Genomic DNA, 12,550 nt, shown 5'->3' with positions numbered 1-12,550 from the left:
GGGGCAGGGCTCGTCGGCGAGCGGCGGGTCGCTGCGTTCACCCTAGCGAGAGCCACCATCAACGCAGCCTGCGCGTGGCAGGGTGGGGGCATGAGTGATGTCATCTCCGTCCAGAAGAACGCCGAGACCGGCCGCTTCGAGGGCTTCCTCGACGGCGAGCTCGTCGGCATCGCCGACTACCGCGAGTCCGGCGACGTCGTCGACATGCCGCACACCGTCGTCCCCGAGCAGTTCGCAGGCCGCGGTTTCGCGGGCCAGATCGTCAAGTTCGCGCTCGACGACATCCGCGCCGGCGGCAAGAAGGTGCAGCCCACCTGCCCGTACGTCGACTCGTGGATCAGCAAGCACCCCGAGTACGAGGATCTGCGCGCCTCGTGATCTGCGAAGGACGGCCACCTGCAGCCCTGCGGGTGGCCTCCGTTCCGGCCGACCACCCCTACGTCCGTCACCTCGCGCCACCGCCCGGTGACGAGGCCGATGCCGGTCGCCGTGTCCTGCGCCTCGCCGACCCACCCGTGGTCGGTGAGGACGGCAGTGTGCGCTGGTGGCCGCCGCGGATGCTCCAACCGGGCTGGGTCGCACGAAACGCTACGGACTTCGACGTCCTGCACATCCACTTCGGGTTCGAGTCGTTCACTCCACACGCACTGGCCCGGGTGGTGCGCGAGTTGCGCGAACACGGGAAGGCACTGGTCGTCACCGTGCACGATCTGGTCAATCCGCACATCCCCGACGAGCGCGTTCAACTCGATCGGCTGGACGTGCTCGTGCCGTCAGCGGACGCCGTGGTGACTCTGACCGAGGGTGCTCGAGACGTCATCGAGAAACGTTGGGGGAGAAAAGCGCACGTCGTCGCGCACCCTCACATCGTCGAGCTGGATGACCTGTCACGAACAGAGGCCGCCCCGTTCGCACCCGCGACGCCCCGTCCGCGCGTGGGTGTGCACCTCAAGAGTTTGCGAGCCAATGTCGATGCTCTCGGAGCGTTGCACGCCCTCGCTCTCGTGAGTGAGTTCGCCGACCCCGTCGTCACCATGCACGCCGTCACGGACGACCCGCGGGATCCCAGTCACGACCCCGAGGTCTCCCGGTTGGCGCAAGAGCTGGCCGACGCCGGGCGCATCGATCTCGTTCTTCACGAGCCGTACGACGACGCTGCCCTCCACGCCCACCTGCGCTCGCTCGACGTCAGCCTCATGCCCTACCGGTGGGGCACCCACTCGGGATGGATCGAGATGTGTCACGACCTCGGCGTACGCGTCGTCGCCCCCGACATCGGCTTCTACCGAGAGCAACACGAGCCCACGCTCTACCCTCTCGGTGCAGACGGCGGGCTCGACCCCCGCACGGTCGCAGACGCCGTCGCCCGCGCTTTGGCGCAGCCCCGACCGCCCGGCGCCGCCGCGCAGCAGCGAAGAGCCCAGCGGCTCGACATCGCTCGCGCTCACGCCGCGATCTACGAGCGCGCCTGCGCCGCAGCGGCACGGCCTGCGTCGGTGAGTTCCAGCGACGCATCGCTCCACACGACGTAGCCGCTCGCAGCGAACTGCGCCAGCCACCCCTCCATCGGCCAGGCCCCCCACCGCTCGCGATACACGCCTGCGTTGCGCACGATGTCGACGAGGTGGTGGACGGGCGGCACCACGCTCGGATGCCATTGATGCACCACGTGGGCTCCCCCGACCCATGCCATTGACACCCCCGCAGTCCGGGCGCGCTGCCCGAAATCCGTGTCCTCGGCGCCGTAACCCACATAGGCCTCGTCGAATCCCCCGATACCGTCCCACACGTTGAGCTCCAACCCGACGGCGAGGGACCACAGCAGACGGTGGGACTCGTCGACGACGACCCGACCACTCGGTGGCGCGGGGCGCGCAGGATGGGGATCCACCCACGGCATCGCCTCGTCCGGCGAGCACCCCTCCAGACGTCGTTCGGGCGGCAGGTAGGTCACGACGGCGTTGAGGACGGCAGACTCGCCCAGGCGTTCGGCGGCGCCGTCGAAGGCCTCGAGGAAACCTGGCAGCGGCGCACAATCGACGTCGAGGAGAACGACCCGCCGAGCCCCGTGCTCGCGCGCCGCCTCGACCCCTGCGTTGCGTGCCCGCGCCGTGGGCATGCCCCGTGGATCGTCGTCGACCGAGGCCAGAACGACGTCACCCCACACTCCTGCGGCACGCAGGTCGTCCTCGAGATCGGGCATGTCGACACCCACCACGACATGAAGAATGCCCGGTGCCACGGCTCGGAGGAATCGTCGTTGGTTGACGAGATGCGTCAGGCGACCGCGCACCGGCGTCACCACGACTGTGCGCCCGAAGCGCGAATCATGGGGCACGACAAGCTCCTTCGACGACGTCGACGGCACGCTGCGCCGCCTCCTGGGTCCTCCACGCGCGCCAACCGGCGCCGACCGGCCCCCGTCCGCGACGCGCTACCTCGGCGAGGGCTCTTCCCGTGGCGCGAGCCACCTCGTCCGCCCCGGATTCCACCGGTACGACACGGGCGATGCCGGTCGCGGCGAGGCATCGCCCCATGGTGGCCTGCTCGTCGAACGGCCTGCGTTGGGCCACGACGACGGCGGGGGCCCCGAAAGCAGCCACGTCGGCTATCGCGTTCTGTCCGGCGTGGGTGACGACGACATCGGCCTGCGCCAGCAGGGTCTCGATCGGCGTCGCACCGGGCGCCGTACTCGGTGTCCGCCACCTCACTTCGGGCGTTGCGGCGCGCACGACGTCGGGCAACGTCGGGTCGTCCCAGCCTTCACCGCCGGCGAGGAACACGCCGACGGCCTCCTGCGAGCGCACCCGGTGGGAGGTCGCGCACGCGCCGGCGAAGCGGGTCAGACCACCGACTTCGAAGAGCGCATCACGCCACGGTTCGAGGTGCGCATCGAGTCCGACACCGGGTGGCCACGGAGCCAGCAAGGCTGCCGCCATGCCGTAGGCGAGCCGGTGCGGCGCATCGTCCCGCCGTCCCGGTTGCGTGACGACCACGACGGGCACGCCGAGCAGCCGCACGAGGGCCGCCACCTCCACCGAGACGTCGACAACGACCACGTCGGGCGCCTGGGAGTGCACCCACTGCGCGATCCGGCATGCGCGCTGCGCGTAGCCGCCGCCCAGGGGTGCCCAGTGAAGCGCGCCACCCGCCTGCGCATCACGAAACGGTGCGTCCTGACGCTGGTCGTCACGGGGGAGAACAACTGCCTCGAGACGCGGGTCGTCCGCGGTCTCGGGCAGTGGCCCGCTGCCGAGAAACGTGACGGCGTGGCCTCGCGCTGCGGCGGCGCGGCCGATGACACCCGCCCTCGTCGCGTGGCCACGACCGTGGTGGTGAACGTACTAGCCGATTCTCATGCGTTTCCCGTCGCGTCGGCGAGCGTGCGGAGGTGTTGGTCCACGAGTCGTTCGACGCCGAACCGCCGTTCCGCCTCAGCCCGCACGGCACGCCGATCGAACGAACGCAACGATCCGAGCGCCTGAACGAGCGCGGCCACCCGGACCTCGTCCCGCGTCCCGGGCCCGTCGGGCACGAGCACACCCGTGGCCTCAGTGACGGCTTCACGCACACCTCCCCGCTCGAGTGCGATGACGGGCGTGCCGCACAGCGACGCCTCGACGGCGACGAGGCCGAATGGCTCCTCCCACACCGGCGTCACGAGGAGGGCATCGCTCGAACCGAGAACGTCCGTGATGCCGGCGGACCCGAGTGAACCGAGATGTGTGATGTCGCTCCCGAGAAGCGGTGCCACCTGGCTCTCGAAATACGCTCTGTCACTGACCGGGCCGACGAGGCGCAACGGACGGCCGGCCAGGCGAGCCGCAACGGCCGCGAGGTGCGGTGCCTTCTCCGGCGTGATCCGGCCGACCCAGGCGAGCGCCCCGTCGTGCGCACCCGGCCCGAGTGTGAATGCCTCGGGGTCGGCGCCGTTCAGGACGACCCGAGCATCGACGGTGGTCCACTGCGCGGCGAGTGCGCGCGAGACGGCGACGTACCGCGCCGAGGGCGCCGCCAGGGCCGCACCGAGCTCCATCCACGGGAACGGCGGCGTGTGCAGCGTCGTGACGACCGGTGCGGCCAAGGCCGGCGAGAGGGACATCGGCAGGTGGTGCAGGCTGTGGTTGGCCACGACGTCGATGTCGCGTCGCGCGATGAGTGCGGACATCGCGCTCGTGAAGGCATGGTGATCGGCGAGGAAGGGCGCCTCCGGCACCTGGGGGTCGAGCGCCGCCACCTCCGAAAGGCGTGGCAGCTCGGGGTAGGTGATCACCTCGTCGGCCAGCGAAGCGGGAGTTCCCGGCGCAGCGTGCAGGACGACGTGATGACCGCGTCGGCGAAAACCCCCGACGAGGGCGGCGGTGAGTGCCTCCCGGCCTCCGGCGAACGGGGCGACCAGCGTCGTCGCGAGGACAGCGATGCGCATCATGAGACCCCCCGTGTGAGGTTCTTCAGCTAGGTCGCGAACCCACCGCTCGCGCGTGCCTCGAGCCGACTCGACGTCACCACCCGGTGCGCGTCGGTCGCACGAACACGCACCCCGGGTGCCGCGCGCAGGCGGCCGACGAGATCGGCGTCCTCGTGCAGGGTCAGAGCGCGGTACCCGCCGACGGCGAGGTAGGCCGAGGCCCGTACCCCCAGGTTCGCACCGTGGACATGGGGGTGGTCCTCGACGAGGTGGTGTCGCTCGAGCCACAGGGCACGATCGTGCAGCGGCAGCGTCGCGTCCGGTTCGACGGTGCCGACGAGCGCGTCCTCACCGGCTCGGGCAGCGGAAAGATGCGTTGAGATCCAGTGGCCGGGCACGATGGTGTCGGCGTCGGTGGAGGCCAGCCAGAGTGTGTCGGGTTCGTGACCCGCCCCGGCATGAAGTGCGAGCGCTCGCGCGTTCCCAATGGCGCGCGCCAACCCGACACCACCGGCCATGACGGTGATCGATTCGAGTGCGGCACGCCCCGCCTGGTGCCACGCCTGGGTGGCGGCGCGCACGACGGTGTCGCTGCCGTCCGTGCACGAGTCGAGCACGACGATCGCGCGCAGGATGACATCGGCATGTGGGCCGGCAAGCTGGAACGACGCGTGGAGCGCCTCGAGGCAAGCAGGTAAGGCGAGCACCTCGTTGCGAGCCGGGATGACGACGGTGAGGGCGTCCACTCGTGTCATGGGCGACGCCCCTGGGCTTCGAGGTCGACGCGTGCGCTCGGGTCGAGTGACATCAGGATCCCCTCGGCGAACGGGCGGGCCGCGACGCCGAGTGCCCTGTCCCGGGTCCGTGCACCGGCCACACCCCGCGCCTCGTGCGGTCCGACGCCCAGTGTCGCGAGGAACTCTGCGGGCTCGCACAGCTCGATGGCGCCCTCGATCTCGACGAGGAACTCCGCCCGTGCCAACAGAGCGTCATCGCCCGAGAAGGTGACACGCGGGTCACGAGCCAGCGGCGTGTGGAGGCGGCGATCGGGGCGCACCTCGACATCTCCGAGGGCCAACCACGAGAGCAGACAGGCGTGTTGGGCGCTCGACGTCATCTCGCCGACCTGCCAGCGCACGACGGTGCGCGGTTGACGCCACACGCCACCGTGGCCCCGCACCGACGGTTGCGGGATGCGTTCCGCGAGGGCCAGTTGTTCGTGCTCCTTGGCCTCTGCGAAACCCTGACGCCCGGCGGCGTCCGGGCCGTCGTGCCACGCCACTGCGTTCGGAACGTGACGCAGCGCAATCCCGGCATTCCAGGCGCGGTACGCGAGATCCCAGTCCTCACCGCCATAGCCGACGAGTGAGGCGTCGAAACCGCCGAGCGCGGTGAATACCGCACGGGGTAGAGCGAGCACAGCGCTGATGACGTAACGCCAGTCATCAGGGCCCGCTTCGGCGAGGTCACGGGTGCGCGCGTAACCCTCACGCAGCCACTGCGGTTCCTCGAGGAGCGGAAGGTGGTCGTCCGCGAGCTCACCGGCGGCCAGGGCGGCTACGCCCGCGCGCCCCAAAGCGCTCAGATCGGCGTGCCGACGGCGCCCGACGACGAGGGCGTCGTCCGCGCACGCGGCGACGACGCGTGCCAGAAGTCAGGTTCGGGCACTCTTCTCGCGCATGTGCGCGTCCTGCATGAGTGTCGGACCGCGATCCCCTGCGCGCAACGAGTTCTGGTCGTCGTAGACGACGCTCCCCTGCTGCGTCGTCATGACATCGTCGTCGCGGACGTCCTGGTGGATCTCGTCTGCGTTGCCTCGGGTCGTGTGCGGGTCAGCCATTCGGACCTCCAACTTCATGGGAGCACTTGCTCGTGGCGGCGCAACCTTGGATCGTGACCTCCTTCATAAGCTATCCCCGACGAAGTGCGACCCACCACGTCCGCAGGGGTGTGCGTGGGCCGATCGCAACCGCCCCACATGCACGAGACCCCCGCCCGAAGGCGAGGGTCTCGTGGTCACCGGAAGCGTCAGTCGTGGTTGCGCGTACGCGTGAGATCGGCCTCCAGGGGCTCGACCTTCTTCGACTTCGTGACGAGCTTGTGGCCCGCCCACACGGCCAGGAAGATCGGCAGGAAGATGTAGCTCTCGAGCAGACCGCCCGGCTCCACGGTTCCCTCGAAGATCAGATCCGAGTTCTGCAGAACGATGACGACGGCGCACATGACGAGCGCCACGATGGGTCCGAGGGGGAACCACTTTGCGCGGAACGGAAGGTCGGCGATGTCGCCGCCCTGGGCCACGTACGCGCGGCGGAACTTCAGGTGACTCCATGCGATGCCGCACCACGTGATGAATCCGGCGAGACCGGAGGCATTGACCAGCCAGGTGTAGGCATCCTCCGACGCGAGGCTGAGGCCGTAGCAGGCCAGCGCCACACCGGCCGTTGCGAGGAGAGCCAGCATCGGCACGTGCCGCTTGTTCGTGCGCAGGAAGATCTTGGGCGCCTTGCCGGACTGCGCGAGCGAGTACAGCATGCGCGTCGACACATAGAGGCCGGACGAGCCGGCGGAAAGGATCGCCGTGAGAATGACGGCGTTCATGACGCTCGCTGCGCCCACGACGCCGGCCTTCTCGAAGATGAGGGTGAACGGGGACGCCGTGATGTCGCCGTCGGCAGACTTCGCGAGCTTCGGGTCGGTGTAGGGCAGGAGGAAGCCGATGACGATGAAGGCGCCGACGTAGAAGAGCAGGATGCGGAAGAAGACCGCTCGGATCGCCTTGGGGATCGTCTTCTCCGGTTCGTCGGCCTCGCCCGCGGCAACACCGATCATCTCGGTGCCCTGGAAGCTGAACCCCGCGATCATGAAAATGCTGATGAGGCCGGTGAAGCCCCCGACGAACGGCGCGTCACCCGTCGTCCAGTTCTTCGTGCCGGGGGCGTCGGTCATGATGCCGAAAATCATGAGCACCCCGACGACGAGGAAGACGAGCACGGTGAGGACCTTGATCGAGGAGAAGAGGAACTCGCTCTCCCCGAATGCCTTGACGCTCACGGCGTTGATCGTGAACAGCACCGCGAAGAAGACCATGGCGACCAACCTCTGGTCGACGTCCGGCCACCAATAACTGACGATGATGCCGGCCGCCGCGATCTCGGCGGCCACCGTCACGGCCCAGTTGATCCAGTAGTTCCATCCCTGCGCGAAGCCGAAGCTGGGGCTGACGAAGCGCGTGCCGTAGGCCTCGAAGGAGTTGGCCAGGGGCAGGTACGTCGACATCTCACCGAGGCTCTGCATGAGCAGCCACACCATGAAACCGATGACGGCGTAGGCGACGAGCGCGCCGCCGGGTCCGGCGTCCTTGATCGAGCCGGCGGAGGCGAGGAACAGGCCCGTTCCGATGGCGCCACCGATGGCGATCATGTTGAGGTGGCGCGCCTTGAGGTCGCGGCGCAGGTCGTTGTCGCCGGCCCCGCCGGGCAGGCTCCCTTCGCCTCCTGGCATCGGGGGCGGCGAATCGACGCTCGTGGACATGGTGGCTCCTGTAGAAAGTGGAAATCGGCGACCCCGAGGGCGCGCCCATGAGCCCGCGCTCTCGCGAAATCGGCCAAGGGTAACAACCGCGAGTGAAGCAGGTCACTCACCGCCACGGCCGGTGAACACCCGGAACGTCGTCGGCCGAGGAATCGGTCGCGCGATCGACCCGAAAAGATGCATCGTCGCTCTATGTGTGCGGCACTTCACACCACTCACGAATTGCGTTGGCATCCTTGGGTCGCTCGCGGGACTCGCTACGAATTTCGCGCCCTCGCAGGCCATTTCGAATGGACAAGACGCAACCCCGCCGGTTTGCTTGACGGTCGCTCAAACGAATAATGCTCGCTATCCCAGCGCCCCGGTTCGGGTTCGTCCGCCGCGTGTGCGCAGGAGGAACGATGTCTGACGTCCGCCAAGCAGCCGGGTCCGTGGGGGACGGACCACACGGCGCACACCCCGAACTCGAGGTCAACCACGTCACCGTCGTCGAGAAGGGCCCCCTCAAGAAGGCCATCTCCGGCGCCACCATGGGCAACCTCATGGAGTGGTACGACTTCGGCATCTACGGCTACCTCGCCGCCACGATGACGAAGGTGTTCCAGCCGGAGACCACCGACCAGACCACCGGCATGATCATCACGTACGCCGTCTTCGCGGTGAGCTTCCTCGCTCGCCCCTTCGGCGGCATCTTCTTCGGGCCGCTCGGCGACAAGATCGGCCGCCAGAAGACGCTCGCCATCACGATGATCGCGATGTCGCTCGGCACCGGCCTCATCGGGCTCCTGCCGTCCTTCGCCACAGCCGGCTGGTGGGCGTTCGCAGCGCTCATCGTCCTGAAGATGGTCCAGGGCTTCTCCACCGGTGGTGAGTACTCCGGCGCGACGACCTTCGTCGCCGAGTACTCCCCCGACAAGAAGCGCGGCTACCTCGCGAGCTTCCTCGACACCGGCTCCTACCTCGGTTTCGCCATCGGTGCCGCCGTCGTGGCCGCCCTGAGCTTCGGCGTCGGCGACGACGCAATGCTCGACTGGGGTTGGCGTGTGCCGTTCCTGCTCGCTATCCCGTTCGGCCTGCTGGCTCTGTGGTTCCGAATGAAGATCGAGGAGTCCCCGACCTTCGAATCGACGCAGGCGGCCAACGCGGCCGCGGAGAAGCACGACGAGATCGACGAGTCGCAGACGCAGCTCGGCCTCATCGGCATCGTCAAGCACCACTGGCGCCCCCTGCTCATCGCGATGGCCCTGGTCGGCGCCACGAACACGGCGGGTTACTCGCTCACGTCGTACATGCCCGGGTATCTTGAGTCCAACCACGACTACACGACACTCGGCGCCGCGACCGCGACGATCCCGGCCCTCATCGCCTTGTCCCTGGCCGTCCCCTTCGTGGGGAAGCTGTCGGACAGCATCGGCCGCAAGCCGGTCTACTGGATCGCCATCATCTCCACCCTGGTGTTCACCTACCCCGCGTACCTCATGATGGAGAACAAGAGCCTCGTGTGGCTCTCGATGCTCATGCTGGCGTTCTCCGTGACGTTCTACGTCGCCATGTCGGCTTCGACGCTTCCGGCGCTGTTCCCGACGGCATCGCGCTTCGGCGGCATGGCCCTGTCGTACAACATCGCCGTCTCGCTCTTCGGCGGCACCGCCCCGACGATCAGTGAGTCCCTCGTCAAGCTGACGGGCAGCAAGGCGTCGCCGGCGCTCTACACGATGTTCTTCGCCGTCCTCGGCGGCATCGCCCTCATCGGCATGAAGGAATCGGCGCGCAGGCCGCTGCCCGGTTCGATGCCGACGGTCGGTAGCGAGGAGGAGGCCAAGGAGCTCGTCGAGACCCAGCACGACAACCCGGATCTCGACCACGACGAGCTGCCGTTCCACGCGCACGACGTCGCGAACGCCGAAGCCGATGGCGAGGACCTCGGCGACGGCAAGAAGCTGGCCGGCGTCTGATCGCCTACGCTTCGCCTGACGCGGGCCCGCTCACCTGTTCGGTGGGTGGGCCCGCGGCGCGTGTTCAGAGGTTTCGCGTGGCGTTGGGCAGACTCACCTGCGGCTGGGCAGTGCCCGCCTCGGCCCAACCGCACCGAAGTCTGCCCAACGCTCGCTACCCTCGCTCGCGTGACCTCAAAAGAGCACGGCGTACGGGCCGCCTACGACGACGTGGCCGACCTCTACGCCGAGCACTTCCGCGCCACTGAGGCCGAGCAGCCGGTCGACGTGGCCATGATCGAGCACTTCGTCAGTCTGCTCACCAGCGCTGACGGTGCGCGCCCGCGGGTGCTCGACGCAGGCTGCGGAGCTGGCCGGATGCTGCCGCTGCTCGCCCGGTTCGGGGCCGACGTCGAGGGCGTCGACCTGTCACCGGCCATGATTCGTCGAGCGCACCGTGATCACGCGCAGTTCACCACGCGCGTCGGGACGCTGACCGCGCTCCCCCACGACACTGCGTCGTTCGACGGAGCGTTCAGCTGGTACTCGACAATCCACAACCCCGACAGCGACCTGCCGACGATGCTCGCCGAGCTCGCGCGGGTGACGCGCGCCGGCGGGTGCGTCCTCGTCGCCTTCCAGGCGGGCGAGGGCGAACGCGACGCCTCGGGCGCCTACCGAGAACGGGGCCACGACATCGTCCTCACTCGGTACCTGCGTACGCCGGACGACATGTCAGCTGCGCTCGAGGAGGTAGGGCTCGAGGTGATCGCACGGCTCGAGCGTCCGGCAGTCGGCGGCGAGCGCGAGCCTCAGGCTGTCGTCATCGCGCGCCGCACCTGATCACCGGCTCAGCGAGCGTCGGCAGCCTTTTCCTTCTCCTCGACGAGCTTGGCCACGTCGCGGCGCTGGACCTTGCCCATCTGGTTCGTCGGCAGTTCGTCGACGACGACGAAGCGGCGGGGTGCCTTGTACGCGGTGAGGGTCTGCTTGACGTGACTGCGCAGCGCTTTCGTGTCGACATCGCTGTGCCCCTCCGCCAAGACGACGGCCGCGACGACGTCCTCGCCACCACCCGAAGCAGGCATGCCGACGACGGCAACGTCCTCGACCGACTCGTGCTGACGCAGGGCGCCCTCGACCTCGCTCGGGTACACGTTGAATCCGCCGGTGACGATCATTTCCTTGATGCGGTCGACAACCGTGAGGTAGCCGCCCTCGCCCATCTCGACGACATCGCCGGTGCGGAAGAAGCCGTCGTGGAACGCCTGACGCGTCTCCTCGGCGCGGCCGAAGTAGCCGCCGAACACCTGGGGTCCGCGCACGAGCAGTTCGCCCGGGCCCTCGGCGGGGGCGTCCTTCGTCACGTCCTCGGGGTCGGCGAGGCGGATCTCGACGTCGGGGAACGGCACTCCGATCGAGCCGGCGCGGCGGTCGGCGGAGATCGGGTTGCCGACGACGACGGGGCTCGTCTCCGTCAGGCCGTAGCCCTCGATGAGGTGACCGCCGGTGGCCTGCTCCCAACGCTCGACGAGGTCGACGGGCAGCGACATCGCACCCGACAGACCGATGCGGATGCCCTTGAGGCTCACCCCGCGCTTCTCGGCCTCCTCGATGATCTTCCCGTACAGCGGCGGAACTCCGGGAGCGAACGTCGGGGTGCGGCGCTTGATGGCTTCGACGATGAGCGGCACCTCCGGCGCCGGCAGCACGAGCAGACACGCGCCCAGGTTGATGCCGGCGAGCACCGAGATCGTCAGGCCGTAGGCGTGGAACATCGGCAGCACGACGAGGAACGTCTCGCGCCCGTCCTCGAGCTGCGCCCACGCCTTGCCCTGCAGACAGTTGGCCACGAGGTTCGCGTGCGTGAGCGGCACACCCTTCGGCGTTCCGCTCGTGCCCGAGGTGTAGAGCATGACGGCGGCGTCGTCCTTGCTCGGGCGCGGATGCCAGATCGGCAGGTCGCCGTACGTGAGCAGGTTCTCCCAGGCCATGACGCCGTCGGGCGCGGGGCCGGTGAGTTTCTCGCGGGAGGCGCGCGCCTTCGCGACCGGCAGACGCAGCGCAAGGCGCTTCGCGAGCGGCAGCGCCTTCGTCACGTCGACGGAGATGATGGTGTCGATGTCGGTGGTCTGCGCGAGGTCGGTGATCATCGGCGTGATCTTGTCCCACGCGATGACGATGCGCGCGCCGTGATCGGCGAACGGCGCCTTGAGCTCGTCCTGGGTGTAGAGCGGGTTGTGCTGCACGGCGACGGCGCCGATGCGCATGATCGCCTGCGTCGCCACGATGTTCTGGGGGCAGCCGGGAAGGAGCACGGCGACGCGGTCACCGGCTTCGACACCCATCTCGACGAGGGCCGCGGCGACGCGGTGGACGTCACGGGCGAGATCGCCGTACGAGGTCACCTGCCCCATGAAGTCGATGGCGGGGCGGTCGCTGAACTTGCGTGCGGCGCGCTCGAACTGCTCGACGAGCGTCTCGGTGCCGTAGTCGAGGTGCAGCGGCACACCCGGGGCGTAGGAACCCGCCCACACCGATTCGTTCGTCATCGTTCGCCCCTCGCTCTCACGGGGTTCTCACCCCATACGTCAACCCTGCCACGCTACCCGCGTGACGAGCCTCTCAGCGACCCTCTCCGGTGTCGCGCAGATCACCTTCGCGCACCCGCCTC

At 68.7% G+C, this 12,550-nt stretch carries 12 protein-coding genes; 4 read left to right on the top strand and 8 right to left on the bottom strand.

The genetic code is table 11. The annotated features are described in order from the left end of the window. Positions 1-90: 90 nt before the first annotated feature. Both EVU97_RS05115 and EVU97_RS05110 read left to right on the top strand, forming a co-directional pair. Positions 91-378 carry a GNAT family N-acetyltransferase gene (locus tag EVU97_RS05115; protein WP_047310523.1) on the top strand — a complete coding sequence of 96 codons (288 nt, stop codon included), beginning with the start codon at positions 91-93 and terminating at the stop codon, positions 376-378. Then, positions 375-1,532: a glycosyltransferase gene (locus EVU97_RS05110; protein ID WP_205744860.1), complete on the top strand. Its 1,158-nt coding sequence runs from the start codon at positions 375-377 to the stop codon at positions 1,530-1,532. Before EVU97_RS05115 ends, EVU97_RS05110 begins: the two co-directional genes overlap by 4 nt. Here the strand turns inward: EVU97_RS05110 and EVU97_RS05105 are convergent. The 7 genes from EVU97_RS05105 to EVU97_RS05075 form a co-directional block, all read right to left on the bottom strand. Beyond that, a complete protein-coding gene (locus EVU97_RS05105) occupies positions 1,457-2,338 on the bottom strand; it encodes a glycosyltransferase family 2 protein (RefSeq protein WP_129664061.1) in 882 nt (293 codons plus the stop codon). The two genes, EVU97_RS05110 and EVU97_RS05105, sit on opposite strands and share 76 nt — an antisense overlap. Continuing rightward, complete coding sequence (locus EVU97_RS05100) at positions 2,328-3,059, bottom strand: glycosyltransferase (RefSeq protein ID WP_129664059.1); 732 nt, start codon at positions 3,057-3,059, stop codon at positions 2,328-2,330. Before EVU97_RS05100 ends, EVU97_RS05105 begins: the two co-directional genes overlap by 11 nt. Positions 3,060-3,355: 296 nt before the next feature. Beyond that, a complete protein-coding gene (locus tag EVU97_RS05095) occupies positions 3,356-4,429 on the bottom strand; it encodes a glycosyltransferase (RefSeq protein ID WP_240730136.1) in 1,074 nt (357 codons plus the stop codon). A gap of 26 nt (positions 4,430-4,455) precedes the next feature. Beyond that, positions 4,456-5,163 (bottom strand): glycosyltransferase family 2 protein, encoded by a 708-nt coding sequence (locus EVU97_RS05090; protein WP_240730135.1) that lies wholly within the window; start codon positions 5,161-5,163, stop codon positions 4,456-4,458. Beyond that, positions 5,160-5,984: a glycosyltransferase family 2 protein gene (locus tag EVU97_RS05085; RefSeq protein ID WP_165357885.1), complete on the bottom strand. Its 825-nt coding sequence runs from the start codon at positions 5,982-5,984 to the stop codon at positions 5,160-5,162. Before EVU97_RS05085 ends, EVU97_RS05090 begins: the two co-directional genes overlap by 4 nt. A gap of 78 nt (positions 5,985-6,062) precedes the next feature. Then, positions 6,063-6,248: a catalase gene (locus EVU97_RS05080; RefSeq protein ID WP_047310525.1), complete on the bottom strand. Its 186-nt coding sequence runs from the start codon at positions 6,246-6,248 to the stop codon at positions 6,063-6,065. Positions 6,249-6,436: 188 nt separating this feature from the next. Next, complete coding sequence (locus EVU97_RS05075) at positions 6,437-7,912, bottom strand: amino acid permease (RefSeq protein WP_052946901.1); 1,476 nt, start codon at positions 7,910-7,912, stop codon at positions 6,437-6,439. Positions 7,913-8,343: 431 nt separating this feature from the next. Between EVU97_RS05075 and EVU97_RS05070 the strand changes: the two genes are divergently transcribed. Beyond that, a complete protein-coding gene (locus EVU97_RS05070; RefSeq protein WP_129664053.1) occupies positions 8,344-9,897 on the top strand; it encodes an MFS transporter in 1,554 nt (517 codons plus the stop codon). 168 nt (positions 9,898-10,065) lie between these two features. After that, on the top strand, positions 10,066-10,719 hold the full coding sequence (locus EVU97_RS05065) for a class I SAM-dependent methyltransferase (protein WP_240730134.1): 654 nt from the start codon (positions 10,066-10,068) through the stop codon (positions 10,717-10,719). An 8-nt stretch (positions 10,720-10,727) separates the two neighbouring features. Here EVU97_RS05065 and EVU97_RS05060 read toward each other — a convergent pair whose 3' ends face one another. Beyond that, a complete protein-coding gene (locus EVU97_RS05060) occupies positions 10,728-12,428 on the bottom strand; it encodes a long-chain-fatty-acid--CoA ligase (RefSeq protein ID WP_129664051.1) in 1,701 nt (566 codons plus the stop codon). Positions 12,429-12,550: the final 122 nt, after the last annotated feature.

The sequence above is a fragment of the Dermacoccus sp. 147Ba genome, from assembly GCF_004151355.1.
Taxonomy (GTDB): Bacteria; Actinomycetota; Actinomycetes; order Actinomycetales; family Dermatophilaceae; genus Dermacoccus; species Dermacoccus abyssi.
The sequence above is the reverse complement of the archived record's forward strand: the minus strand, read 5'-3'. Positions and strand labels throughout refer to the sequence as shown.